The 26169-nt window shown below is 64.6% G+C and carries 16 protein-coding genes and 2 pseudogenes; 10 read left to right on the forward strand and 8 right to left on the reverse strand.

Going from position 1 to position 26169, the window contains the following annotated elements:
- Positions 1–4 precede the first annotated feature (4 nt).
- The 4 genes and pseudogenes from IPJ87_14255 (at position 5) to IPJ87_14270 (ending at position 5414) form a co-directional block, all read left to right on the forward strand.
- Positions 5–1117, forward strand: a pseudogene (locus IPJ87_14255) (class I tRNA ligase family protein).
- A 15-nt stretch (positions 1118–1132) separates the two neighbouring features.
- The gene (locus IPJ87_14260) at positions 1133–3688 is read left to right on the forward strand and encodes an isoleucine--tRNA ligase (GenBank protein ID MBK7943014.1); all 2556 of its coding nucleotides are present in this window, start codon (positions 1133–1135) and stop codon (positions 3686–3688) included.
- Positions 3689–4303: 615 nt separating this feature from the next.
- Positions 4304–4732, forward strand: a complete 429-nt coding sequence (locus IPJ87_14265; GenBank protein ID MBK7943015.1) for a TraR/DksA family transcriptional regulator — start codon at positions 4304–4306, stop codon at positions 4730–4732.
- A gap of 37 nt (positions 4733–4769) precedes the next feature.
- Positions 4770–5414: a lipoprotein signal peptidase gene (locus IPJ87_14270; GenBank protein MBK7943016.1), complete on the forward strand. Its 645-nt coding sequence runs from the start codon at positions 4770–4772 to the stop codon at positions 5412–5414.
- Here IPJ87_14270 and IPJ87_14275 read toward each other — a convergent pair.
- The 7 genes and pseudogenes from IPJ87_14275 to IPJ87_14305 all read right to left on the reverse strand — a co-directional run bounded on the left by IPJ87_14275 (position 5408) and on the right by IPJ87_14305 (position 11809).
- Positions 5408–6301, reverse strand: coding sequence for a hypothetical protein (locus IPJ87_14275; GenBank protein ID MBK7943017.1), 894 nt, complete (start codon positions 6299–6301; stop codon positions 5408–5410). The two genes, IPJ87_14270 and IPJ87_14275, sit on opposite strands and share 7 nt — an antisense overlap.
- 90 nt (positions 6302–6391) lie before the next feature.
- Positions 6392–7249: a hypothetical protein gene (locus tag IPJ87_14280; protein MBK7943018.1), complete on the reverse strand. Its 858-nt coding sequence runs from the start codon at positions 7247–7249 to the stop codon at positions 6392–6394.
- Positions 7250–7252: 3 nt separating this feature from the next.
- A complete protein-coding gene (locus tag IPJ87_14285; protein ID MBK7943019.1) occupies positions 7253–7531 on the reverse strand; it encodes a hypothetical protein in 279 nt (92 codons plus the stop codon).
- Between the two features lie 315 nt (positions 7532–7846).
- Positions 7847–8716, reverse strand: a complete 870-nt coding sequence (locus IPJ87_14290) for an IS3 family transposase (GenBank protein ID MBK7943020.1) — start codon at positions 8714–8716, stop codon at positions 7847–7849.
- A complete protein-coding gene (locus IPJ87_14295; GenBank protein ID MBK7943021.1) occupies positions 8716–8997 on the reverse strand; it encodes a transposase in 282 nt (93 codons plus the stop codon). The genes IPJ87_14290 and IPJ87_14295 overlap by 1 nt, the downstream gene beginning before the upstream one ends.
- A 355-nt stretch (positions 8998–9352) precedes the next feature.
- Positions 9353–10495, reverse strand: a pseudogene (locus tag IPJ87_14300) (IS256 family transposase).
- A gap of 477 nt (positions 10496–10972) precedes the next feature.
- Complete coding sequence (locus IPJ87_14305) at positions 10973–11809, reverse strand: hypothetical protein (GenBank protein MBK7943022.1); 837 nt, start codon at positions 11807–11809, stop codon at positions 10973–10975.
- Between the two features lie 567 nt (positions 11810–12376).
- Between IPJ87_14305 and IPJ87_14310 the strand changes: the two genes are divergently transcribed.
- Both IPJ87_14310 and IPJ87_14315 read left to right on the forward strand, forming a co-directional pair.
- Positions 12377–14797 (forward strand): SBBP repeat-containing protein, encoded by a 2421-nt coding sequence (locus tag IPJ87_14310; protein ID MBK7943023.1) that lies wholly within the window; start codon positions 12377–12379, stop codon positions 14795–14797.
- A gap of 925 nt (positions 14798–15722) precedes the next feature.
- Complete coding sequence (locus IPJ87_14315) at positions 15723–16277, forward strand: hypothetical protein (GenBank protein ID MBK7943024.1); 555 nt, start codon at positions 15723–15725, stop codon at positions 16275–16277.
- Between the two features lie 578 nt (positions 16278–16855).
- Here IPJ87_14315 and IPJ87_14320 read toward each other — a convergent pair.
- Complete coding sequence (locus tag IPJ87_14320; GenBank protein MBK7943025.1) at positions 16856–17878, reverse strand: aspartate-semialdehyde dehydrogenase; 1023 nt, start codon at positions 17876–17878, stop codon at positions 16856–16858.
- A gap of 61 nt (positions 17879–17939) precedes the next feature.
- Here IPJ87_14320 and IPJ87_14325 point away from each other — a divergent pair, with 61 nt between their 5' ends.
- The 4 genes from IPJ87_14325 (at position 17940) to IPJ87_14340 (ending at position 26158) form a co-directional block, all read left to right on the forward strand.
- Complete coding sequence (locus IPJ87_14325; protein ID MBK7943026.1) at positions 17940–20663, forward strand: lamin tail domain-containing protein; 2724 nt, start codon at positions 17940–17942, stop codon at positions 20661–20663.
- Positions 20664–21912: 1249 nt separating this feature from the next.
- Positions 21913–23709 carry an excinuclease ABC subunit UvrC gene (uvrC, locus tag IPJ87_14330; GenBank protein MBK7943027.1) on the forward strand — a complete coding sequence of 599 codons (1797 nt, stop codon included), beginning with the start codon at positions 21913–21915 and terminating at the stop codon, positions 23707–23709.
- 7 nt (positions 23710–23716) lie between these two features.
- A complete protein-coding gene (locus IPJ87_14335; protein MBK7943028.1) occupies positions 23717–24730 on the forward strand; it encodes a glycosyltransferase family 2 protein in 1014 nt (337 codons plus the stop codon).
- 33 nt (positions 24731–24763) lie between these two features.
- Complete coding sequence (locus tag IPJ87_14340) at positions 24764–26158, forward strand: aldehyde dehydrogenase family protein (protein MBK7943029.1); 1395 nt, start codon at positions 24764–24766, stop codon at positions 26156–26158.
- Positions 26159–26169: the final 11 nt, after the last annotated feature.

The following is a 26169-nucleotide window of genomic DNA, read 5'->3' on the forward strand; positions in this document are numbered from 1 at the left end:
CCTGATGGACAAGCGTTTTCCGCAGTACGACGAGCTCGACCTGCCCAAGGTCGCCGAGGAGGTATTGACCCAGTGGGAGGCCGAGGACACCTTCGGCCGCAGCCTGGAACTGCGCAAGGATGCGCCGCCCTTCGTGTTCTATGAAGGCCCACCCAGCGCCAATGGACTTCCCGGCATCCACCACGTGATGGCGCGTGCCATCAAGGACATCTTCTGCCGCTACCAGACGCAGAAGGGCCACCGCGTGGACCGCAAGGCCGGCTGGGACACGCACGGCCTGCCCATCGAACTGGGCGTGGAGAAGGAGCTCGGAATCACCAAGGAGGACATCGGCAAGAGCATCTCCATCGAGGAGTACAACGCCGCGTGCAAGAAGGCCGTGATGCGCTACACCGATGTGTGGAACGACCTCACCAAGCGCATCGGCTTCTGGCTCGACCTGGACAAGCCTTATGTCACCTACCACACCAAGTACATCGAGAGCGTGTGGCACCTGCTGAAGCAGCTCCACGACCAGGACCTGCTGTACAAGGGCTACACCATCCAACCTTATTCGCCCGCAGCAGGCACGGGCCTCTCCAGCCACGAGCTCAACCAGCCCGGCACCTACAAGCCGGTGAAGGACACCAGCGTGGTGGCGCAGTTCAAGGTGAAGCGCGATGCGAACAGCGAGTGGCTCTTCAAGGACGCCTTCGGCGACGTGTTCATCCTCGCGTGGACGACCACACCCTGGACCCTGCCCAGCAACTGCGCGCTCACCGTGGGCCCCAAGCTGGACTATGTGCGCGTGAAGACCTTCAACCCCTACACGCACGCGCCGCAGACGGTGGTGCTCGCGAGGGCGCGGTTGAACACCTACTTTAAGGAGGACCACAAAGACGCCTGCTTCGACGACCACAAGAAGGATGGCAAGAACATCCCGTGGAGCATCGATGGTGAGTTCTATGGCCACCAGCTCGAAGGCGTGCGCTATGAGCAACTGCTGCCCTATGCCACACCCGAGGGCGGCGATGCGTTCAAGGTGATTAGCGGCGACTTCGTGACCACAGAGGATGGTACCGGTGTGGTACATACGGCGCCCACATTTGGTGCGGACGATGCGCGGGTAGCAAGAGAACACAGTATCGCACCGATGCTCGTGCCCCCGGTTGAACCCGTGACCGAGTTCGTTCTCGGCCCGACCGGGTATTTCGCATTGCCTTTCTCTGGCTCCACCTTCTATCAAGCATTCGTTTCTGGCGCGACCGTCTCAAACATCGCCCAATCGGGAAGCTTGAGTCAGCCTGAAAAAGTCACACTAACAACCTACTGGAACAAGGCTCAACAACGGCCTCTCAATCATGAGGAAATCGTGCAGGTGATCAGCCTCACAAAGCCTCATGCCCAAGAGCTAATTGGCGAACAGTGGAATAAAGCCAGAGAGGGTAAACTTGTTCCTCTCGTTGACTTGCAGGGTCGTTTCAATTGGGCGGTTCGAGACTTCGCAGGCGAGTACGTGAAAGCCGAGTACTACACCGCTGAAGAACTGGTCGCCGAGGCCGAGAAGCAGGGCCGCGACAAGTACCTCAGCGTCGATGAGCGCATCGCCATCAAGCTGAAGACGGAGGGCCGCGCCTTCAAGGTGGAGAAGGTCGAGCACAACTACCCGCACTGCTGGCGCACCGACAAGCCCGTGCTCTACTACCCGCTCGATAGCTGGTTCGTGCGTGTGACCGCGAAGAAGGACCGCCTGATCGCGCTGAACAAGACCATCACCTGGAAGCCCGAAAGCACGGGCACGGGCCGCTTCGGCAATTGGCTGGAGAACCTGCAGGACTGGAACCTGTCGAGATCACGCTACTGGGGCATCCCGTTGCCCATCTGGCGCACCGCCGATGGCGATGAAGAGCTGTGCATCGGTTCGCTGAAGCAATTGAAGGAGGAGGTCGCCAAGTCTTTGAAAGCAGGCGTGATGAAGGAGGATCCATACGCTGCGTTCAAAGTCGATGACATGAGCGACGCCAACTACGACACGGTGGACCTGCACCGTCCTTACGTGGACCACATCGTGCTCGTATCGCCCAGCGGCAAACCCATGCACCGCGAGACGGACCTCATCGATGTGTGGTTCGACAGCGGCGCCATGCCCTACGCGCAGTGGCACTACCCCTTTGAGAACGAGGCCACCTTCAAGGAGAAGTTCCCCGCTGCGTTCATCGCGGAAGGTGTCGATCAGACGCGCGGCTGGTTCTACACCCTGCACGCCATCGCCACGCTCACGCAGGACAGCGTGGCCTACAGGACCGTGGTGAGCAACGGCCTGGTGCTGGACAAGGTGGGGCAGAAGATGAGCAAGCGCCTGGGCAACGCGGTGGACCCCTTCAAGACCCTGGACCAGTACGGCGCCGATGCCGTGCGCTGGTACATGATCAGCAACGCCTCGCCGTGGGACAACCTGAAGTTCGACGCCGAAGGCATCACCGAGGTGCAGCGCAAGTTCTTCCGCGCGCTCTTCAACACCTACACCTTCTTCGCGCTCTACGCCAACATCGACGGCTACGACGGTACCCGTGAAGCCGCGTTCACCGAGAGCGACCGCTGGATCCTCTCACGCCTCAACAGCGTGCTGAAGCTGGCCGATGCGAGCTACGCGGACTACGAGCCCACCATCGCTGCGCGAGCCATCCAGGACTTCGTGGTGGAGGACCTCAGCAACTGGTACGTGCGCCTCAACCGTCGCCGCTTCTGGAAGGGCGAGCTGGGCGCCGATAAGAACGCTGCGTTCCGGACCCTGCACCGCTGCCTTGAAGTGGTGGCGATGCTCAGCGCGCCCATCGCACCGTTCTTCAGCGACCGCCTGTACCGCGACCTGAAGGGATCGAGCGTTCACCTCAGCGATTGGCCGAAACCTGACGAGTCGCTCATCGACACTGAACTCGAGCAGCGCACCGCGCTCGCGCAGAAGCTCACCTCGCTGGTGCTGAGCATCCGCAAGAAGGAGGGGCACCGCGTGCGTCAGCCACTGCAGAAGATGCTGGTGCCGGTGACCGATACCGCCATGCGCACGCGCCTCGAGGCCATCCGCGACCTCGTGCTGAGCGAAGTGAACGTGAAGGAGCTGGTGATCCTCGATGCGAGCGAGAGCAAGCTCAGCAAGAGGATCAAGCCTGATTTCAAGAAGCTCGGTGCCCGCATGGGCAAGCTGATGAAGAGCGTGGCCGCTGCGGTGAACGCCTTCGACCAGGCGCAGATCGCCTCGCTTGAAGCCAACGGCCGCATGCCGTTGAACGTGGAGGGCCAGGAGGTGGAGCTCCTGCGCGACGACGTGGAGATCACGGCCGAGAACGTGCCGGGCCTCAGTGTGGCCAGCGATGGATCGCTCACCGTGGCACTGGACATCACACTGACGGAGGAGCTGATCAGCGAGGGCATCGCCCGCGAGCTGGTGAGCCGGATCCAGACCCTGCGCAAGGAAAGCGGATTCGAGGTGACGGACCGCATCGAGGTCCGGATCGGGGCGGGTGCGGAGGGTCCGGTCTCCGGGGCCGTGATGCGCCACGGCGCCTACATCGGCGCCGAGGTTCTTTCCTTAACCCCTGTGGATCAGCTACTTGGCGACCCCGATGGCCTGGCCGGTGCGGTGGTGCACCCAGTGGACCTGGAGGATGGGGTGGGATGCCGGATCGCCTTGTCCCGCGTGGCCTGGTAAGCCCCCGGGGGCTATATTCGCGGATCCTTAATCCGGAGGGTCCCATGGCCAAGAAACCCACCCCCAAGTCCGCCGCAAAACGGAACGCGCCGAAGAAGAAGCCAGCCAAGCCCTTGAAGAAAGCGGCCAAGCCGGCCAAGAAGGCCGGCGAGCCCCAAGCCCGTGGCGAAAAAGGCCGTGAAGAAGGTGGTGAAGAAGGCCGCCCCTCCCAAGAAGGTGAAGCCCCTTGCGAAGAAGGCCGCGCCGGCCAAGAAGGCGAACGCCAAACCGGCCGCGAAGAAGCCGGTAGCCAAGAAGGTGGTGGCCAAGAAGCCCGTACCCGTGAAGAAAGCCCTGACGAAGAAACCCGCCGCCGCTCCGAAGCCTGCCGCGAAGCCCACGCCGAAAGCGGTGAGCAAACCGGCCCCCGCGCCCAAGCCCGCTCCCGCCCCGAAAGCGGTGGCTGCGCCCAAGCCGGTGCCCGCACCCAAGCCTGCGCCGGTGGCCAAGGCCCCGGCTCCGGCCCCCAAACCGGCTCCTGCCAAACCCGAACCCCGATCCAGGTCCGCCAAGGCGGCCACCGAGAAGGAGGAGAAGTCCTCCGCCCCTGTGGTCCGGATGAGCGGAGCCCCCGTGATGCCCAAGGCCGCCCCGATCGTCAAGAAACAAGTGTCCACGTTGGAATCCGCAGACAAGGAGCGCTACAGCGATGATGAGCTCGAGGAGTTCAAGCAGATCATCCTCAAGAAGCTGGAGGAAGCGCGCAAGGACTACGACCTGCTGAAGCAGACGCTGGCGAACACCGACAACAACGGCACGGACGACACGAGCCCCTCGTTCAAGATGATCGAGGACGGCAGCGAGACGCTGAGCCGGGAGGAGACCGCCCAGCTGGCCGCCCGCCAGGAGAAGTTCATCAAGCACCTGGAGGACGCCCTGTTGCGCATCCGCAACAAGACCTACGGCATCTGCCGCGTCACCGGCCGTCTGATCAGCAAGGAGCGTTTGCGCCTGGTGCCGCACGCCACCCTGAGCATCGAGGCCAAGCAGCAGATGGGCAGCTGATCGCCCGGGCATCAACCCCGAGGGCGTGAAGCGCGCGATGCTGATCACGGCGCTGGTCCTGTTGGCGGACCAGGTGCTGAAGGTGTGGGTGAAGCTCACCTTCTACTACGACAGCGCCATCCCCATCCTGGGCAGCAAGGGCTACCTGCACTTCATCGAGAACCGCGGGATGGCCTTCGGGCTGGAGTTCGGCGGCGACAGCGGCAAGCTGCTGCTGACGCTCTTCCGCATCGCGGCGGTGGTGGTGATCGCACTGATCATCCGGAACGCCGTGCGCAAGGGGGCCTCCACCGGGCTGGTGCTGAGCCTGTCCTTGATCCTGGCCGGCGCGCTGGGCAACATCATCGACAGCACCTTCTACGGGGTGCTGTTCAGCGCCAGCACGCCGTTCCAGAAGGCGGTGCTGCTGCCCGAGGGGGGCGGCTACGCGCCGCTGCTCCACGGGGCGGTGGTGGACATGTTCTACTTCCCGCTGTGGGAGGGCCGGCTGCCGGCCTGGCTGCCGCTCTGGGGCGGTCAGCACTTCGTGTTCTTCCGGCCGGTGTTCAACCTGGCGGATGCGGCGATCACCGTGGGCATGGGGCTGTTCATCCTGCAGCAGCGCCGACCGGCCCTAGCCGCGCCCGCAGGGCCGCCCCCGGGACCCGAAAGCCCCGCCGAGGCCGCACCGCCGGCTCAGTAGCTGGTATCGATCCGCAGGCCGAAGAGGCCCTGCATGCCCACACCGCTGCGCACCCCCACACCGGGCACGTCCCAGAAGGTGACCATGGGCCGCAGTTCGTGGTACAGGTGCACCATGCGCCAGAAGCCCCGCTTGCGGCCCAGCCGCAGGTCGATGCCCAGCGGGATGTAGCCACCGTACCAGGCCCCGTCGCCCTGTGCGTAGCGCTCGCGGCGCGTTTCATCGGTCAGTTCCTGGTAGGCGAGCTCGCCGTTCCCGGAGGCGCTCTCCAGGGTGCGGTCGATGCGCTCCTCCACGGTGATCTCGCTGTTGAAGGCGGCCCCGCCCAACACCCCGATGCCCCCGAAGAAGGTGACCCGGTTCGTGTTGCGCGTGCGGAACAGCAAGCTGGCGTCGAAGGCCAGCAGGCTCGCCTGGAACCCGCTGGTGATGGTGCTGGTGCGCACGCTGTCCACCGCATAGGCCTGGCCGGTGACCACGGAGGTGAGGGTGTCGTAGGCCGCGCGGTCGGTGCGGGACCAGCTGTTACCGGTGGTGACGCCGGGCACGAAGGTGTAGCCCAGCCGCAGCTCGGGGCCGCGGCGCCGGCCGTTCACCACGCGGCGGCCGAGCACAATGCCCAGGTCCATGGCGATGCTCACCGAGCCATAGCCCTGCATCAGCAGCTGCTCCTGGTGGCTGCTGAGGTCCTGGCCCAGGATCCGCGACCCCTCCGTGAGGCCCCGCAGCTCCGCGATGGAGAAGGGGGTGAAGGTGCTGCCGAAGGCGCCGATGGCGGCCTGTCCGTAGGCGACCGCGGGCGTGCGGGTGCTGTCCTCCTCCTGGGCCATGGCGGAGAACGGGACCATCAGCATGGCGACCAGGGCGGTGCGGGTGCGGAGCATCATGGGGTGTGAAAGTGGTGGAACATCAAGGTAGTGCGGACGGTTCGCCGCGCCCATGACGGCCCTCAGGCGCTTGCGGGCCAGCGGTACAGGTCACTCCCCTGGCCCAGGGCGTCCCGCGGCTTCCTGCCGGCGCATCCACTTCGGCTTGCGCGGCGGACCCCAGGTGAAGGCATAGCCCATGCGGAAACCGATGTAGGCCAGGTGCCCGGAGAAGGTGCCTTCTGACCGCTGCGCCGTAAGGCCGTACATATTGTACCCACCTCCCCAGAAGGGGGTTGCGGATGCACGACCCTCCAAGGTCAGCATGAGCCGGTCGAGGCTGGGCAGGCTGTAGGATGCGTTCAACCGGAAGCCCACCAACGGAAAGATGTCCAGCCCGGCCCCCAGCCCGCCAATGAAGACGCCGATGGTGCCTGTATCCGTGGAGGCCGTATACCCGAAAACGGTGGTGATATCCGTGTTCCAGCGCGGGTTGATGCCTGCTTCCACGGTGGCGTCCAGGCGCCAGCGTTCCCGCACATGCAGCGGGATGCCCGCGAAGGCCAGGCACTCCCAATAGTAGAACTCCGGCAGAAAGCGGTTCTTGCCTTCCACCCGGGCCGTGGTGGATCCCGGTGGGGTTCCGTGCGCGGGGTCATCCACCTGCGCCTCCACATTGAAGAACGGCTGGGTCACATCCACCAGGGCCCCGTACGACCATCGCTTCCGCGTGTGGCGTTCGTAGGAGAAGCCGACGTTCCACTGCGTGAGCCCGACGATCCGCAGCTCGCGCGGCGGGCCGCTGGTGTGCGTACTTCGGGGGGGCAGGGACCAGAACCGCCCGACCGAGATGCCGAAGGCGTTGTTGGTCCAGACTTCACGCACCGGCTCTTGAGCGGCGGCCCCGAACGAACGGGCCAGAAGGACCGCCGTGAGCGTCCCGCACGAGGTCCTCCGGACGGTGCTCATCGTTCACTCCGCTTTGCGCAAATGACGGGGCACCTTGCCCGGCCCGAAGCCCAGAGCGTAGTGCGCCTTCAGGCCGATGTAGTTCATGCCTTGCTTCCAGGTGCCGCGGCTTTCACTGCTGGTGCCCGGATAGGCCAGGTAGGTGCCGCTGTTGAAGTCGTCCACCCTCGACCACTGCACGAAGGCAGTCACCCCCAGGCGGTTCTTGTTCGCGAACTGCCACTCCTTGCCCAGTCCCAGGCGCAACAGCGGTACGAAGCCATTGCGGTGCTCAGCGGTCATCGTGAAGATGGTGTACCGCACCCCTGCGCTATCCGGGTGGGTGACGCTGCGTGATCCGAATCGCGGATAAAAGTCAAGCTGCGACCATCCCACACCAACAGCAAGATGCACGATGAAAGGTGATCGCGATCGAGAAATGGCATAGTCGGCGCCCAACCAGAGCCCCATCAACCCCATCCGTTCTGCTTGATAGGTTTCCTGCCGTGTGAAGTGGTCTACCCGATCAGGACAGGTCTAGGTCAAATGTAAGTGTGGTTGTTGGTGTCGAAATGAGGGGTCCAGGGGAGACTCATCACTCGTTGTTCTGTTGATATCTCAGGCTGCCACGCGGTAGCATGCTGCTGGTGTGCGGTAGCCGAGCGAGGAGTGCTTGCGCTTGTTGTTGTAGCGTTCGATGAAGCGGGCGCAGCTCTGGTAAAGTGCGATACCATCCATGGGCGGAGCCAGGTACAGGTGACCGTGCTTGAGCGTGCGCCAGAAGCGTTCGATGAAGACGTTGTCGATCGCGCGCCCCTTTCCGTCCATGCTGATAAGGACGCCTTCAGCCACGCCTCCCTTGCGGAACAAGGCCGTGTACGCCTCGCTGGTGAACTGGCAGCCTTGGTCGCTATTTATGATCTCTGGCTTACCGTGCATGGCGATCGCTTCGCTGATCATGCCCGTGACCCACTCGGCTTCCATGGTGTTGGAGATGCTCCAGTTGAGCAGGTAGCGGGTATGCACGTCGATCACCGCGACCATGTACATGAAGCCTCCCTTCACCGGCAGGCAAGTGATGTCCACGGCCCACACCTGGTTGCGCCGCTCGATCTTCAAGTCGCGCAGCAGGTAGGGGTGCTTGTACTTGGCCGCATCGATCACGGTGGTGCGCGGCATGCAGTACACGGCCTTGTTCCGCATCAGCCGCATGAGCCGCCGCACGCGGGCGCGCCCCACGGCAAAGCCATGGTCGGCCAGGTCCTTGGCCAGCATACGCGTGCCCTTGGCGGGGTCTTCCAGGTGGAGCAGGTCCATCAAACGCATGAGCTGCAGGTCCTCGTCAATGACTGGTCGTGGGGTGTAATAGAGCCCGCTCCGGTGGATCTCCAGCACAGCGCATTGCTTGCTGATGCTCAGTCCTCCCTGGTCCCCAGGCTTGGTCGCCAGTTCGCGGTCCACCAGCGTACGCCGCACATCCAAGGGCATCACAGCAGTTTTTTTTTGAGCCAGTTCACCGTCACGGTGAGTTCGCCGATCTGCTGATGAAGCTGCGCCTTCTCCTGTTCATGGGCCTTGGCGTCCACCACTGGGCCATCACCGAACACCTGCTCGGCGCCCTCCAGGAACTCCTTCTTCCAAGCGGCTATCTGCGTGGGATGCAGCCCATGGCGCTGGGCCAGTTCGCTCAATGTCTCGCGCTCTTTAAGCGCTTCCAGCACCACCTTCGTCTTGAAGGCGGGGCTATGCTTGCGGTAGGTCTTCTTCATGGTGCCGTTCAGAAATGTACTGACCGCCACCTGTCCTGATTCACCCTACCACCTCACTTCGGCGAGGGTCATAAAAGCCGGTTCTTCGGACTACCCCCAGAGCAACGAAAAGGTCGACTCAAGTTTCCGATGTTTTCAACATGCTCAGGTTCCCTGCGCCGATCGGGCAAGGGATCATATGACCACAGGTGCAAGTCGGGTCTGTTCAGGGAACTGTGTCAATTGACCTTTGTTGATGTTGTTGTAGTGGATTTCAACGAGGGGGTTCGGGGGAGACTCACAACTTGTTCGTTGCTGTTGATCGGGTGTTGATCCGGTCGGTGAAGAGGATCTCGATGGTCAAGTATATGGACCGCCAGTTGAGCAGGGGACGCTGCCACTTATCGCGGGCGATGCGCTGCTGCACAAGAAAGATAAGCTTGAGCACCGCGAGATCGCCATCGAAGACCCGCTTGGTCTTGGTGGCCTTGCGCAATTGGGCGTGGTAGCCCTCGATGATGTTGGTGGTGTAGATCAGCTTGCGTAGTGGCTCGGGGTAGCCCAGGAAGGTGCTCAGACGCGGCCAGTTGTTGGTCCAGCTCTGCACAGCTCGTGGGTAGCGCTCTTCCCACTTGGCGGCGAAGGCTTCCAGGGCCAATAGCGCGGCCTGCTCGTTGGGGGCCTTGTAAATGGGCTTCAGATCGGCCAGCACGTTCTTGATCTCCTTGGAGCCCACATGGCGTAGCGTGTTGCGGATCTGGTGCACGATGCAGCCCTGCACGGAGGTGTGCGGGAACACCGCCTCGATCGCATCGTCGAAGCCCTTGAGGTTGTCTGTGCAGGCGATCAGGATGTCCTGCACCCCGCGCTGCTTCAGGTCGCTGAGCACACCCAGCCAGTGCCGCGCGCCCTCGCTCTCCTCCACGTACATGCCCAGCACGTCCTTGTACCCATCGAGGTCCACGCCCAGCACGGTATACACCGCGCGGCTGCGCACCTGGCCCTCGTGCTTGATCTTGAAGAAGGCCGCGTCCAGCCACACGATGGCGTAGATCGGCTCCAGCGGGCGGGCCTGCCACCTGCGCAGTTCCTCGATCACCGTGTCGGTCACGGCGTTGATCAGCGCGTCGTTGGTCTCCACTCCGTAGATCTCCCGCATATGGGCGCTGATGTCGGAGTAGCTCAACCCCAGGCCGTACATGCTCAGGATCTTCTGGTCCAGCTCGGCGTTCAGTACGCGCTGGCGCTTCTCCACCATGCGCGGCTCGAAGCTCCCATCGCGGTCCCTCGGCGTGGCGATCTCCACCTGCCCGCCGGAGGTCTTCAGCTGCTTGGGCGTATACCCGTTGCGCCGGTTGCCTTCCTGCTCCGGGGCCTTCAGGTGCGCGTGCATCTCACCCTTCAGGCTGGCTTGCACCACGCGCTTGATCATGTCGGTGAATGCCCCGCCCTCGCCCAGCAACGGCTTGCCAGCGTAAATGGCCTCGGCGATCTTCTGCTCCCAGGGCTCAAGCTCGATGTCATACTTGCTCCGCTTGGGTTTCCAGGGTCTCTTCTTCTTGGTCGGGTCTTCCATGGTTCGTGTCGGTTGGTTGAAGGTCGGGATCTTCAGCCAACTGACACAGTTATCCTAACAGTCTCTGCAAGTCCTTTCTTTTCACGATCCATTAACAACGGTTCTTGCCTCGTTCCATCGCGCCGACCATTCATATAATGACCTGAACCCTGATCCAAGGTCCTGTATGCTTTTCGACTGCACAGGCAATGGGCCTTGCGGCCAGGTTTGGGTGCGTTCGGTATTCCGGCTTGCCGGTTGGGCGGTGAGCGGAGGTTCAATGCCTGTCCGACCGTAATGTCGGATGACAAGTTGGTTGCAGTAGGCGCAGAACAAGCGCAGCTTGCACCACTGCACCACCCTGATGTGGAACCATGTTCGCCGCGCTTAATCCAGGTAGTTCCTACCCGCAGCGGTCAGCTTGAGTACGAAGAGCAATGCTCAGCGGGTGAGGACCGTAGCGATCATGTTCACCCCGACATCCCGGGCGAACTTGGCGGTATGCCAGCCCACGTTCAGGGCGATCTGGTAGAGGCTTTGTGTGTCCTTGCGCAGAATCGCTTGCTTGAGCTGCTGAAGCCTGGGAACATCATCCCCGATCATGGCGAGCACATTGGCATCCTGCAATTCCACCTCCAGCCGTTTGGCCTCTTCCTCCAAGGCACGCCATTCCGCCTCACCAAACTCGGGCAAGGGCTCATTAAAGTTCAAGCGGAGCTGAACGTGCCGGTTGTACCGCAGGTCCAATTGGGTCATCACAGGACCTTCCACGCGGGTAAGGAAGGCATCCTGGAATCGTTGGGTGGGCACTGCGGTCACCTGGACCTTGATCTTCTGGTACTTGCTCCGGACCAGGTCCTTGGAGATGTAGGTGATCAACCGGGTGTGGAACGTTGTGTTCGTGCAGAGGTACTCGTTGTCATAGGACATCAGCACCAGCTTCTCGGTGAATGCGGTGCGCACCCCGTTGGCCTCCTCACAGTTCCCGACCTCCAGATTCCCGTTGAAGAAGAGGATCTGATTCGTGCGTACCTGCTTGGGGTTCACCTTGAACTCCACATCCAGGCGTTCCAGCTTATCACCAATGGCCTGCCGGCCACGGCCCTCTGTTCGCTGCAGGATGTACAGGTGATGGACGTACACGTAGAAGTCGTTGATATCGAAGCCCTTCAAGAAGGCGAACCGGGCTGCGGATTCCTTCAGGGAACGCAGCGTCAACGGGTTGAGGATGCGGTCGATCTCCAACCGGAAGCCGAAGTATCGTTCGAGGTTGGTCATGATCCGATTTACGACCGTGGAAGGTAGAGATCAGCCTCCAGCAAACCAGCCTCCGCCGATCGGATCCTTGGGATCCTTAACCGCCTCGACCGGAACAAGCGCACCCGCCGAATGGACCGTGCTGCATTCTCGTGATATCCAGTCAACAGGGATCGCGCAGAACCAGCATACGTGCTACCCACCACACTAGTCCGAGCGCACGGGCTCCGCCTGCCTCTTTACCTATTCACTTAAAACCCCCAAACCCACCCCGCCCGCGCCTAGCGCGGGCCCTGGACCAAGGGCCTGCCGCCGCGCCTCCGGCGGGCGGGCCTCGCTGTACAAAAAGAACCGGATCGGGACCCACGTGGAAGAACTTGAGGGGTGAGGGGCGGGGGCAGTTGCACCAACGCGATGCAGCGGGTTAGTGGGCTGGGTGACAGGTCGCCGGTACCTCGAACCCCCTTCCACTCGCCCAAGTCGACCATTTGCTCAACCACATATACCAGTTGAGCGATCCGATGTTCAGATCTGCCCGCTAGTCATATTCCTTGCCTGACTATCTTCACCTCACTTGAACAAGTCGCCATGAGAACTTCCTCTACCATATTGGCTGCGCTGATCTTCCAGGCCTTGTCCTGCTCCAACACCCTGTTCGCGAACGACCACTCTCCTGGGCTCTTGTCCGAATTGAACGGCGGCAACCGCTCGGTAGCCCCAGCGGGTTTCGAGGAGAACAAGGGCCAGGTGACCACCACCACGGGAGTGCCGGCCCCTGAGGTGCGCTTCCGCTACACGCAGGGTGGCACCACCCTCTTTCTGCTACGCACCGGCATCGCCTACCAGTTCAACCGGCTGCACCGGCCTGTGGGCCTGGATGAGTTGGAGGAGGAGGCGCGCTTCGACCCCACCAAGCGAATGCAGCACGACGCCTTGCGCGCGGAGACGCGGGTGGAGTCCTACCGCATGGACATGCTGCTGGAGGGCGCTGACCCGGATGCTCGGGTGAGCACTGAGGGCCGCAGCACCGATTACACGCAATACTACACGCACGATGTGCTGGATGTGCACACCTACCGCCGCATCACCTACCACGAGGTGTACCCCGGCATCGATTGGGTGCTGTACACCACCGAGGAGGGCATCAAATACGACTTCGTGGTGCGGCCCGGTGCCGACCCGGCGCGAATCATGCTGCGCTTTCTGCACCACGAGGAGCTACGCGTAGAGGCCGATGGATGCCTGACGCACGGCAATCGCTTGGGTCGCTTCACGGAGGCGGCGCCGGTGAGCTACCAGAACGGTCATTCGGTGGGCACCCGCTTCGTGCTCCAAGAGGATCACCAACGGCCCGGGCAGGCCCTGGTGCATTTCGACCTGGACCCCTACGACCGCAGTAGCACTTTGCGCATCGACCCCGCACGCATTTGGGGGACATACTATGGGGGTAGTGGCTTTGATTACGGCTACTCCTGTGCGGTAGATGGTGGTGGCAATGTCTTGTTGGCAGGTGAGACGCATTCTCCGAACGCGATTTCTTCAGGAGGCCATCAGCTCATCGCAGGTAGCGTGGTTGATGGGTTTCTGGTAAAGTTCGACGGATCTGGTAACCGGCTTTGGGGCACCTATTATGGCGGCGAAAGCTGGGATTCAGGTAAATCATGTGCTGTGGACGCAGTAGGTAATGTATTCTTAGCTGGTTACACGGCGTCATTAAATACAGTCGCTAGCGCTGGGCATCAAAATTCCATTGGTGGCAATAACGATGCGTATCTCGTGAAGTTCAATGGAGCGGGTATCCGGCAATGGAGCACATATTACGGTGGCCCAGGTGATGATATTGGCTACTCATGTGCGGTAGATCTCAGCGGCGAGGTTTATCTATCAGGATATACGGAGTCTTCGTCCGCAATCGCAAGCGGCGGCCATCAAAACACCTTTGGTGGTCTGCGTGATGCTTTCTTGGTGAAGTTCAGTGCATCTGGGATTCGGCTATGGGGCACCTACTATGGCGGGAGTGCATTTGAGGATAGCTATGCCTGTTCCGTGAACAATAGTGCCCAAGTGTACCTCGTAGGGGTGACGGAATCAACGGCTGACATTGCCTCCGGCGGTCATCAGAACGTGTTTGGGGGTGGCCTAGTCGATGCATTTATCGTGAAGTTTGATGCGACAGGCGCCCGTCAATGGGCCTCATATTATGGTGGCCCAGGTGATGATGGTGGTGTCGCTTGTGCTTTTGACGTCGATGGAAGCGCGTATATGGTGGGGGCTACGACATCCGCAACAGATATAGCGAGTGGTGGTCATCAAGGATTTTTGGCTGGCGATTGGGATGGCTTTGTCGTAAAATTCGATGGTACTGGCATTCGTGAATGGGGAACATATTATGGTGGTATTGAGGAGGAAAGAGCACTTTCCTGCGCAGTAGATGACAATGGAAATTTGTACGTAGCAGGTACCACAGAGTCTGCAACCGGTATTGATAGCCTTGGCTTCCAAAATGTATTCGGCGGGGATATTGATGCATTCTTGGTTAAGTTCAGCTCCACGGGTGCGCGAAGCTGGGGCACCTATTATGGGGACACTGGCCTAGATAGGGGCTTTTCCTGTTCCACTGATGGAAGTGGGTCTGTCTACGTAGCTGGCTCTACGTTCTCGAGTACTGCGCTCGCCAGTGGTGGGCATCAGGATACGAATGGCGGTGGTTTGGACGCCTTCCTTGTGAAGTTTCAGGGCGGAACTGGTGTGGGAATTGGAGAGGTTGGGTCCGTTTCCATTGATGTCTACCCCAATCCGGGCGTTGGCCTCTTCACCGTGCGGCTTGAGCAGCCACCCGGTCCGGGCGTTCGCTATCGAGTGCTGAATGCGGCGGGTACTACAGTGCTCGCGGGTCGCCTCACGCAGCAGGTCGCCACCATTGACATGATTGTGCAGAGCACTGGGGTTTACGTCCTTCAGCTATTAACGGCAGATGGGGTCCGCAGTGCGCCGCTTATCCGGTATTGAGGTGGGGCGCCTGTGCCCTGCGGGGTGTGGCAGTTCCTCGCTACGGGTGAAGCGAGGCGATTTACCCTCGGCGGACGCGGTCAAGCCGTGATCAAGTCCCCTCCTTGTGCGGAGCAGCGGTCGCTCGCTGCTCCGCACAAGGAGGGGTGCGGGGAGGTTATCGCTTCGTGGGGTTCACGGCGTGACCGAGGTGATACCTCCCCCGACCCCTCCTTGCCCGGCGCGTGGAGCGTCCCACGCGCAGGTGGGGGGTTCATTGCGGCACGCCCGAAGGGAGGCGTGGCCCTCTCCCCGAGCCGGACGGGATCACCGGACGACGCCATGGGATCACAGGACGATGCCGGGCGATCATGAGATGTCGCCGTCCGATCATGGAACAACGCCGGCTGATCATGGGACGCCGCCAGCGGACCACAGGACGACGGCGTGTGATCATGTGACGCCGCCAGCGGACCACCGAACGATGCCGGGCGATCATGTGACGATGCCATCGGACCACAGGACGATCGCCTGCGACCATGTACCGACGCCATCGGACCACCGGACGATCGCCGGTGATCATGTACCGACGCCTTCGGACCACCGGACGCTCGCCTGTGATCATGTGACGATGCCATCGGTCGATAGGACGACGGCGGATGATCATGTGACGAGGCCATCGGACCATAGGACGATGCCGCGCGATCATGTGACGACGGCGCGGAATGGGACCGTGGACCCCGGGGGCGGGGGTGCGGAGGGCGGGTGCGATGCGATCCGCTGAAGCCCTTGCCGGGCGCAGGCAGTGGGCGGGTTGCTCCCGGCCCGCCGGGACCGGAACGGAACCCCGGCCAGCCGGGAGCGCGGCAACGGGCCGCCCCCCCTGCTACGCTAGAAGGGCCACAAACCAATGCTCTTGTGGGTACAGCATCGAAGGCCCTCACACATGAACAAGGTGTACTACACCGTGAAGCTCGGGCACACCCGGGTAACGTTCGAGGCCTTGGTGGACAAGGTGCGGACGAACATCAGCCGGCTCACCGGCAACGCGTCCTACGCCACACCGATGCCCGCCCTGGCGGTGCTGACGGCGGCGGCGGACCGACTGGATGCGGCCGTGCAGGCCTACGAGTTCACCCGCAGCCGGCTGGACAAGCAGGAGCGCGACATCGCGTTCGCCGAGCTGAAGGGCCTGCACAAGGACCTGGGGGGCTACGTGCAAACGGTGAGCAACGGCGATCCGGAGCTGATCACCAGTGCCGGTTTTGAAATGGAAGCGCAGGGCAAGCCGCTGGGCCTGCTGCCGGCGCCGGTGGACGTGCGCGCCACGGCGCCCCAACCCGGGCAGCCTGGAGCCAACTCTTCATCTTCGGCGAGGGTCACAAAAGCCGGTTCTTCGGACTACCCCCCAGGCGGTTCTTGTTCGCGAACTGCCACTCCTTGCCCAGCCCCAGGCGCACCAACGGCACGAAGCCATTGCGGTGCTCCGAGGTCATCGTGAAGATGTTGTACCGGATGTCCGGTTGATCGCGGGTCTGGACGCTACGGGCACCAAAACGTGGATAGAAGTCCAAGCTGGACCAGCCAAGTCCGAAGCCAACGTGCACATAGGGTAACTGAGGGCCTCTGGATAGGCCCAGATCGCCAGTGGCCCAGGCCACCGCCAGCCCCATACGCTCGGGGGAGTAACCCTCACGCTGTGAGGGATAGTCAACACCATACACTTCCTTGGCGTTGATCTGCCACCTGAAGGTGAACGGGAGCCGGAGGTACTCGAGGCCCACCCCGAGTGCCAGCCTACCGCTCCCCACCCGTTCCCGAACGCCCAAGGACAGGCCATAGCCATGGCGTATCGGCCGCTCATCAGGTCGTAGGGGCCCGATTGATGATCGAACTCGACCGCCCCGCCATAGAGGATGTTCCCGGAGACCACCATCGCCTTGGAAGGCTCGTCCTGCGCCATGGTCCGTGCAGGAGCCAGCCATCCTCCGATCAAGTACACAGCGAGAACGAGCGCCCATGAGCGCCAAGATTATGCGGCGCGCGGTCGCGTTGTCCGGATCGGTCGAAGACCGCACTTCAGCCGCCCGTGGTGAGCGTGCGAGCACCCTGGCCCTGAACAAAGCCCTTCCGCACCAGCAGCTCCGCGATCTGCACGGCATTGGTGGCGGCGCCCTTGCGCAGGTTGTCCGCCACGATCCACAGGTTGAGGGTGCGGGGCTGGCTCTCGTCCCGGCGGATGCGGCCCACGAAGACCGCATCGCGGTCGTGCGCGATCAGCGGCATGGGGTATTCATCCTTCGCCGGCTCATCGCGCAGCTCGATGCCGGGAGCCTCGCTCAGCAGCCGGCGCACCGCGTCCAGCTCGAAGTCGCGCGCGCACTCGATGTTCACCGCTTCGCTGTGGCCGCCGGTGACGGGCACGCGCACGGCCGTGGCGGTGACGCGGATGGCGGGGTCGAGGATCTTCCTGGTCTCGTTCACCAGCTTCATCTCCTCCTTGGTGTACCCGTTGTCGGTGAACACATCGCAGCGCGGGATCACGTTGCGGTCGATGGGGAAGGGATAGGCCATGTCGCCGCTGATGCCCTTGCGCTCGTTCTCCAGCTGCTGCACGGCCTTCATGCCCGTGCCGGTGACGGCCTGGTAGGTGCTCACGACCACGCGCTCCACGCCGAAGGCCCTGTGCAGCGGCGCCAGCGCCATCACCAGCTGGATGGTGCTGCAGTTGGGGTTGGCGATGATGCGGTCGTCCGCGGTGAGCACGTCGCCGTTCACCTCGGGCACCACCAGCTTCTTGTCGGGGAACATGCGCCAGGCGCTGCTGTTGTCGATCACCGTGCAGCCCACTTCGGCGAAGCGCGGGGCCCATTCCAGGGAGGTGGCGCCTCCGGCGGAGAACAGGGCGAGCTGGGGACGGGCGGCGATGGCGGCCTCCATGCCGATCACCGGCACCTCGCGCCCGCTGAACCGCACCGTGCGTCCGGCGCTTCGGTCGCTGGCCACGGCCAGCAGTTCGTCCACGGGGAAGCGGCGCTCCTCGAGCACCTTGAGCATGACCCCACCGACCAGCCCGGTGGCACCGACGACTGCGACCTTCATGATGAGCGGTTCACGTTCAACGCGGGTCGAAAGTACTACCTTGCCTCCCACGCCGAACGCCATGATCCGCGCCACTTTCCGCGCCTTGTCGGGCTCGTTCGCCGCCCTGGCGACGCTGGTCGCCTCCGCCCAGTTCACGGACGACTTCGACGACAACGACTACACCAACGGGCCGGTGTGGAACGGGGATGCCGCGCTGTTCGTGTGCGTGGGCGGACAGCTGCGCAGCAACAGCCCGGGCGCGGCCAACTACCACCTGAGCACGCCCAGCACCCAGGCCGCGGGGGCGCAGTGGGAGTTCTTCATCAACCTGAAGTTCGCCACCAGCGGCGCCAACTACGCGGACGTGTACCTGATGAGCAGCGCCGCCGACCTGGCCAGCGGGGTGGACGGCTACTACGTGCGCATCGGCGGCACGCAGGACCGGGTGGAGCTGTTCCGCAGCGATGCGGGCGCGGGCACTGCGCTGATCGCCAGCGCCGACGGCATCGTGAACAGCAGCAGCGACAACCCCTTCCGCATCCGGGTGAAGCGCGATGCCGGCGACCTGTGGACCCTGGAGACCGACGATGGCGCCACGGGCACTTACGCCCTGGCGGGCAGCGCCACCGACGCCACGCACGGCAGCTGCACGCACTTCGGCATCCGCATCGAGCAGAGCACCGCGGCCAGCCCGGTGAACAACCATTTCTTCGACGACATCGGCGTGGGCCCGATCCCGGTGGACGTGACGCCGCCTGCCGTGGTGAGCGTGACCGCCACGAGCGCCACCAACGTGGACGTCGTCTTCAGCGAACCCCTGAACGGCGCCGCCCTCGGCAGCTTCGACATCCTGCCCTTCATCGGGGTCAGCGCCGCGGTGCTGGATGGTCTGGACCCCGCCCTGGTGCACATCACACCGGGCATCGCGCTCACCAGCGGCAGCACCTACACCCTGGTCGCCAGCGGCGCCGAGGACCTGGCGGGCAACGCGGCCGCATCGAGCAACACGGACTTCAGCTGGTTCGTGCCCGATGAGGCGCTGCCGGGCGAGGTGGTGATCAACGAGATCCTCGCCGACCCCACGCCCGTGTTGGGCCTGCCGGAGGCCGAATACGTGGAGGTGCTCAACACCAGCAGCACCAAGACCTTCGACCTGGGCGGTTGGACCTTCAGCGACGGCGGTACGCCGGCCGCGCTGCCCTCGGTGCTGCTGCCCCCCGGCACCTTCGCCATCCTCACCGACGACGCGAACGCGGCCTTGTTCGCGGGTTTCGGCACAGTGGTGTCCATCGGCAGCTTTCCGGCGCTGAACAACGACGGCGACCCGTTGGCGCTGCGCGACGACAACGGCCAGCTGATCGACACGGTGACCTACGCGCTGGCGTGGTACAACGATGCGGTGAAGGACGACGGTGGCTGGAGCCTGGAGCGCCGGGACCCCACCACACCGTGCAGCAGCGCGGCCAACTGGACGGCGAGCACCGATCCGCAGGGCGGCACCCCGGGCGCGCAGAACAGCGTGTTCGCCATCGTGCCCGACACGCAGGCCCCCGCACTGGTGGCCGCGCAGGTGCTGACGCCCGACCAGCTGAGGCTGCTGTTCAACGAGCCGATGGACCTGGCCTCCCTGGCCGCCGGCACCTACACCCTGGACCCGCCCGTGGCGGTGAACACCGTGGTGGTGGAGAACCCGCTGGCCGTGCGGCTCGACCTGGCCGCCGCGCTGGTGGTGGGGCAGCTGTACACCGTGACCGCAGCCGATGTACAGGACTGCCCCGGCAATGCGATCGGCACGGCCAACACCGCGCAACTGGCCCTGCCTGAAGCCCCGACCGCCGGCGATGTGGGTGATCAACGAGCTGCTGTACGACCCACGCACCGGCGGCAGCGACTTCGTGGAGCTGTACAACCGCAGCAACAAGACGCTGAGCCTGGCCGACCTGGTGCTGGCCAACGAGACCGACGGCCAGATCGGGAGCCCCCTGCCGGTGAGCACGCTGCCGGTGCTGCTGCTGCCCGGGCAGTACGTGGTGCTCACCGAGGACCTTCCCTACCTGGTGAATACCTATCCGCAGACCGTGGCGGAGCGCGCCCTGCAGACCGACCTGCCGAGCTACAACAACGGCGAGGGCGTGGTGGTGCTGCTGGCCGCCGGGGGCGATACGCTGGAGCGCTTCGCCTACGACGACGACCTGCACTTCGAGCTGCTGAACAGCATCGAGGGCGTGAGCCTGGAGCGCGTGGACCCGGCGCGGCCGGCGGAGGACCGCACCAACTGGCACAGCGCCGCAGAGCTCGCGGGCTGGGCCACGCCGGGCTTCCTGAACAGCCAGTTCAGCGAGGCCCCGCGGCCCACGGCCGAGCTCACCATCGAGCCGGCCATCTTCAGTCCGGACAACGATGGGTTCCAGGACCTGCTGACGGTGAGCTACCGCTTCGAGCAGCCCGGCTTCACCGGCACCCTCACGGTGTTCGACCTGGCCGGCCGCCCCGTGCGCGAGCTGCTCAACAACGCGCTGCTGGGCGTGGAGGGCGCGGTGAGCTGGGACGGCATCCGCGACGACGGCAGCAAGGCCCGCATCGGCCCTTACGTGCTGGTGCTGGAGGCCTACGACCTGCAGGGCGAGGTGGAGCGCATCCGCCGCACGGTGACGCTGGCGCACCGGTTGAACTGAGGGGCCTAGGGGGCGTCGGCCGCGGCCTTCGCCGCCTTCTCCAGCTTCTCCAGCCGCTCCACGATGCGGTCGAGGTTGCGGAAGTGGATGTAGCTCTTGCGGTACTTGGCGGCCTCCCACGCCGGTGAGCCCATGTAGGCCTCGCCCGCCTTGGTGTCCTTGCTGATGCCGCTCTGCGCCGCGATGATGGTGCCATCGGCGATCTTCAGGTGGCCGATGATGCCCACCTGCCCGCTGAACATGCAGTTCTTGCCGATCCTGGTGCTGCCCGCCACCACGCCGCCGGCCGCGTAGTAGGTGTTCTCACCCACCTCCACGTTGTGCGCGATGTGGATGAGGTTGTCGAACTTGACGCCCCTGCGCAGGATGGTGCTGCCCAGCGTGGCCCGGTCGATGGCGCAGTTGGCCCCGATCTCCACATCGTCCTCGATGACCACGTTGCCGATCTGCGGGATCTTCGCCGCCGCGTTGGGCCCCGTGGCGAAGCGGAAGCCGTCGCTGCCGATCACCGTGCCACTGTGAATGATGCAGTTGGCCCCCACCACGCAATCCGAGTAGATGGTGACGTTGGCGAACACGGTGCTGTTGTCGCCGATGCTGACGTTGTCGCCGATGTAGGCCTGCGGGTAGATCTTCACGTTGTGGCCGAGCTTCGCGTGGGCGCCGATGTAGGCCAGTGCCCCGATGTAGCAGTTGTCGCCGACCGTGGCGCCGGGCTCGATCACCGCCTGCGTGGAGATGCCCTTCTTGTCCAGCTTGATCGTGTTGTACATCGCCAGCACCTTCGCGAAGGCGGCCTGGGCATCGGGCACGCGCACCAGGGTGGTCTTCACCGGGGCGGTGAGCTCAAAGGCCTGGCCGATGATCACCACGCTGGCGGTGGTGCCGTACACATACTGGGTGTAGGAGGGGTTGGCGAGGAAGGACAGGGAGCCCTCGCCCCCCTCCTCGATCTTCGACAGCCGGCTGACGGTGGCGTTGGGGTCGCCTTCCACGGTGCCTTGGAGGAGCTGGGCGATCTGCGCGGCGGTGAACTGCATGGGGAAATGATGTGGGGCCAAGGTAGGGGGGAGAGTGGCGAGTGGCCACCCGCGATCCTGCGTGCCAAGTGGCGAGTTGGCGAGTTGGCGAGTGGCGAGTGGCGAGTGGCGAGTGGCGAGTTGGCGAGTTGCGAGTGGCGAGTGGCGAGTGGCGAGTAAATGCCCCAGTTCCGGCGCGCTTCGCCGAGGGGCATTTACTCGCCACTCAAAGGCCGCAGGCCGAACTCGCCACTCGCCACTCGAAGGCCGCAGGCCGAACTCGCCACTCGCCACTCTTCCCATCTTGGCTCGAAGACGGATCATCACGGGCCCAGCCCATCCCCGATCTTCGCCCTGCATGTCCATCGACGTCCGCGAGAAGGTCCGCCTGCTGCCGCACACCCCCGGCGTGTATCAGTTCTTCGACGCGGAGGGCTCCATCCTCTACGTGGGCAAGGCCAAGGACCTGCGCCATCGCGTGGGCAGCTACTTCGCCAAGGACCATACCGACGGCAAGACGCGCCTGTTGGTCCGGAAGATCGCGGACCTGCGCGTGATCCACGTGCCCACCGAGTTCGAGGCGCTGCTGCTGGAGAACAGCCTCATCAAGCAGCACCAGCCGCGCTACAACATCCTGCTGCGCGACGACAAGAGCTTCCCCTTCATCCGCGTCCGCAACGAGCACTTCCCCCGCGTGGAGGGCATGCGCAACCCCGAGGAGGACGGCAGCGCCTACTTCGGCCCCTACGCCGGTGTGCGCACCATGAAGACCGTGCTGGGCCTCGTGCACAAGCTCTACAAGCTCCGCACCTGCAGCTACGACCTCTCCCCGAGGAACATCGAACAGAAGAAGTTCAAGCGCTGCCTGGAGTACCACATCGGCAACTGCAAGGCCCCCTGCGAAGGGCTGCAGTCGCAGGCCGAGTACGATGCGAACATGGAGCAGGTGTTGCAGATCGTGAAGGGGCGGGTGAGCGGGCTCATCAAGGTGCTGAAGGAGCAGATGCACGGGCACGCCGAGCGGCTGGAGTTCGAGGCGGCCGAGGACTACCGCCAGAAGCTGGAGCGGCTGGAGCAGTACCGCGCCAAGAGCATCGTCGTCAACCCCGACATCGGCGACGTGGACATCTTCGGGCTGGTGAGCGACAGCGGCAGCACCTACGTCAACTACATGCGCGTGATCGACGGCGCCGTGGTGCACGGCATCACCATCGAACTGAAGCGCAAGCTCGATGAGAGCGACGTGGAGATGCTGCAGGCCGCCATCGCCGAGCTGCGCCAGCGCTACAAGAGCCTCGCCCCGGAGGCCATCGTGCCCTTCGGGCCGGAGATCGAGGTGCCCGGCGTGCGCTTCACCGTGCCACAGCGCGGCGACAAGAAGCAGCTGCTCGACCTCTGCGAACGCAACGCCCGCTACTTCATGCTGGACAAGCAGAAGCAGGAGAAGCTCACCGACCCGGAGGGCGCCACCACCCGCATCCTGGAGCAGCTGCAGCAGGACCTGCGGCTCAGCGAGCTGCCGCGCCACATCGAGTGCTTCGACAACAGCAACACCCAGGGCACCGATCCCGTGAGCGCTTGTGTGGTGTTCAAGGACGCCAAGCCCAGCAAGAAGGACTACCGCCACTTCAACATCCGCACGGTGGAGGGGCCGGACGACTTCGCCAGCATGGAGGAGGCCGTGGAGCGCCGCTACAGCCGGCTGGTCACCGAGGGCGAGCCGCTGCCGCAGCTCATCGTCATCGACGGCGGCAAGGGCCAGCTGGGCGCGGCGCTCACCGCCCTGGAGCGCTTGGGCCTGCGCGGAACGATCGCCATCATCGGCATCGCCAAGAAGCTGGAGGAGATCGTCTTCCCCGGCGACCCGGTCCCGCTGCACATCGACAAGCGCAGCTCCTCGTTGAAGCTCATCCAGCACATGCGCAACGAGGCGCACCGCTTCGGCATCACGCACCACCGCGGCAAGCGCAGCAAGCGCATCATCCGCACCGGGCTGGAGGAGATCCCCGGCATCGGCCCCGGCACCGCGCAGAAGCTCCTCACCCGCTTCGGTAGCCTCAAAGGCATCCGCGAAGCCCTGCCGGAGGATGTGACGGCCGTGGTGGGCGCAAAGAAGGCGGAGGCGGTGATCCGGGGGTTGGCGGAGGGGAACTGAGCAGAGCATGGCGTGCGTTTCAATACTCCTCCCCTACCGCATTTCAGCAGAAGCCGATGAAGTGGAGCCGCTGAACGCGGCCATCGCCAGCATGACCGGGCAGACCTTCACGGACTGGGAGCTGCTCCTCATCGACAACGCTTCCTCCGCGGAAAGCGCAGCCATCGCGCAGCACTGGGCCGCGCGCGATGCGCGCATCACCCTGGTGCACGAGCCCCACGTCGGCATCGCGCACGCGCTGAACACCGGCCTGGCGCATGCACGAGGCTCCCTCATCGCCCGCATGGACGCCGATGACGTGAGCCATCCGGAACGGTTGGCGAAGCAGGTGGCCCACCTGGAGGCTCATCCGGACATCGGCGTGCTGGGCACGGCCACACGCTTCGCCAGCACGGTGCCCGAGCACCGCGGCATGCTGGCCTATGTGGCGTGGCAGAACAGGATCCTGAGCCCGGATGCGCACGCCGTGAAGCGCTTCGTGGACGCGCCGCTCGCCCACCCCACGGTGATGTTCCGCCGCGCGTTGGTGGAGCGGCACGGCGGCTACGCTACCGGTCCCGTGCCGGAGGACCACGAGCTGTGGCTGCGGTGGATGGACGCCGGCGTGCGCATGGCGAAGCTGCCCGACGCGCTGCTCACCTGGACCGACCACGCGGCCCGCCTGAGCCGCACGCATCCGCACTACAGCGTGGACGCCTTCTTCCGCACGAAGATGCATTGGCTCGCGAAGTGGCTGCTGCGCACCCTGAGCGGGCGGCCGGTGATCGTGGCGGGCACCAGCGCCCTGTGCCGCGAGCGCGCGCAGCGGCTGACCGCCGAGGGCATCCCCATCGCGGCGTTCACGGACGTGAAGCCGCGCGCCGTGCCGGGCCACGCCTTCGTGCGCAGCGACGCACTGCCGCCCGCGGGCGAGGCCTTCGTGGTGAGCCTCATCAGCCAGCGCGGGGCGGGCGACCGCATCGCCGCCTTCCTGGCCGGCCGCGGGCTGGTGGAGGGCGAGGACTTCGTGCTGGCGGCCTGACGGCGCGCCTGCGCCGCGGCGTTCCTTTGCCCCATGGAAGCCACCCCGCACGTGGTGAGCCTGGAACGGACCGCCGGCCTGCGCGCAGCGTTCCATCGGGGCGTGCTGCGCGACCCGGCGGTGCGCGCCCGGCACCTGCACCGGCTGGCCGACGCGCTGGAGCGGCTGGAGGCCGATGTGCTGGAGGCCATGCGGGGCGACATGGGCAAGCCGCCGATGGAGGCCTACATGGCCGAGGTGGGCGTGGCGGGCGAGGAGCTGCGCCACGCGGCGCTGGAAGTGGTCCGGTGGTCCAGGCCCCGCCCGGTGCCCACCCCCTTCAAGCTGCAGGTGAGCAGCAGCAGCATCCATCCCTGCCCGCTGGGCGTGGTGCTGATCGTGGCGCCGTGGAACTACCCGCTGCTGCTGGTGCTCGCCCCCCTGGCGGCGGCGCTGGCGGCCGGCAACTGCGCGGTGGTGAAGCCCAGCGAGGACGCCCCGCGGACGGCGGCCCTGGTGGACCGCCTGGTGCGCGAGGCCGGCCTGGAGGAACTGGTGCACGTGGTGCAGGGACCGGGCCATGCCGTGCTGCCGCCCCTGCTGGACGCGGTGCGCTTCGACCATGTGTTCTTCACCGGCAGCGCCGCCGTGGGCGCGCGCATCGCCGCCCAATGCGCCCCGAAGCTGGTGCCCGTCACCCTGGAACTGGGCGGCAAGAGCCCCGCCATCGTGGACCGCAGCGCGCACCTGCCCGGCGCGGTGCGCCGCATCGCGTGGAGCAAGTTCTTCAACGCCGGGCAGACCTGCGTGAGCACCGACCACGTGCTGGTGCACGCCGACCGGTACGAGGACTTCCTGAAGGCCTTCGCGCAGCAGGTGGAGCGGATGTTCGGTCCCGACCCGCAGCGCAGCCCCGACCTGGCCCGGATCGTGAACGACCGGCGCTGGCAGGTGCTGCGCGGCCACCTGGACCACGGGCGCGTGCACCTGGGCGGCGGCCACGACCGCGCCACGCGCTACATGGCCCCCACGGTGCTCACCGAGGTGCCGCTGGACAGCCCGCCGATGCGCGAGGAGATCTTCGGCCCCCTCCTGCCCGTGCTGCCCTGGCGCGACCGCGATGAGCTGGCCGCCCTGACGGCGCGGAACCCCGAGCCGCTCAGCGCCTACCTCTTCGCCCGCGACGCCGGGCTGGAGCGCTGGTTCACGAACGAGCTGCCCTTCGGCGGCGGCTGCATCAATGACACCATGGTGCACTTCGGCAACGCGCAACTGCCCTTCGGTGGGGTGGGGCGCAGCGGTCAGGGGCGCTACCACGGCCACGCCGGCTTCGACCGCTTCAGCAACCTGAAGGGCGTGATGCACAGCAACGACCGGCTTGACCCCGGCGTCCGCTATGCGCCCTACCGGCCCTGGCAGCTCAAGGTGCTGCGGTGGCTGTTCCGGTGAGCGCCGGCGGC

The sequence above is a fragment of the Flavobacteriales bacterium genome, assembly GCA_016713875.1.
Classification (GTDB): domain Bacteria; phylum Bacteroidota; class Bacteroidia; order Flavobacteriales_F; family PHOS-HE28; genus PHOS-HE28.

Bases quoted from the DNA above. Each gene is read 5' to 3' on its own strand.
- IPJ87_14305 (MBK7943022.1), bottom strand. From the start codon at position 11,809: ATGACCAACCTCGAACGATACTTCGGCTTCCGGTTGGAGATCGACCGC.
- IPJ87_14320 (MBK7943025.1), bottom strand. From the start codon at position 17,878: ATGAAGGTCGCAGTCGTCGGTGCCACCGGGCTGGTCGGTGGGGTCATG.
- IPJ87_14275 (MBK7943017.1), bottom strand. From the start codon at position 6,301: ATGATGCTCCGCACCCGCACCGCCCTGGTCGCCATGCTGATGGTCCCG.
- IPJ87_14270 (MBK7943016.1), top strand. From the start codon at position 4,770: ATGCTGATCACGGCGCTGGTCCTGTTGGCGGACCAGGTGCTGAAGGTG.
- IPJ87_14265 (MBK7943015.1), top strand. From the start codon at position 4,304: ATGCCCAAGGCCGCCCCGATCGTCAAGAAACAAGTGTCCACGTTGGAA.
- IPJ87_14285 (MBK7943019.1), bottom strand. From the start codon at position 7,531: ATGACCGCTGAGCACCGCAATGGCTTCGTACCGCTGTTGCGCCTGGGA.
- IPJ87_14295 (MBK7943021.1), bottom strand. From the start codon at position 8,997: ATGAAGAAGACCTACCGCAAGCATAGCCCCGCCTTCAAGACGAAGGTG.
- IPJ87_14310 (MBK7943023.1), top strand. From the start codon at position 12,377: ATGAGAACTTCCTCTACCATATTGGCTGCGCTGATCTTCCAGGCCTTG.
- IPJ87_14335 (MBK7943028.1), top strand. From the start codon at position 23,717: ATGGCGTGCGTTTCAATACTCCTCCCCTACCGCATTTCAGCAGAAGCC.
- IPJ87_14325 (MBK7943026.1), top strand. From the start codon at position 17,940: ATGATCCGCGCCACTTTCCGCGCCTTGTCGGGCTCGTTCGCCGCCCTG.
- IPJ87_14340 (MBK7943029.1), top strand. From the start codon at position 24,764: ATGGAAGCCACCCCGCACGTGGTGAGCCTGGAACGGACCGCCGGCCTG.
- IPJ87_14280 (MBK7943018.1), bottom strand. From the start codon at position 7,249: ATGAGCACCGTCCGGAGGACCTCGTGCGGGACGCTCACGGCGGTCCTT.
- IPJ87_14290 (MBK7943020.1), bottom strand. From the start codon at position 8,716: ATGCCCTTGGATGTGCGGCGTACGCTGGTGGACCGCGAACTGGCGACC.
- IPJ87_14260 (MBK7943014.1), top strand. From the start codon at position 1,133: ATGCTCGTGCCCCCGGTTGAACCCGTGACCGAGTTCGTTCTCGGCCCG.
- IPJ87_14315 (MBK7943024.1), top strand. From the start codon at position 15,723: ATGAACAAGGTGTACTACACCGTGAAGCTCGGGCACACCCGGGTAACG.
- uvrC (MBK7943027.1), top strand. From the start codon at position 21,913: ATGTCCATCGACGTCCGCGAGAAGGTCCGCCTGCTGCCGCACACCCCC.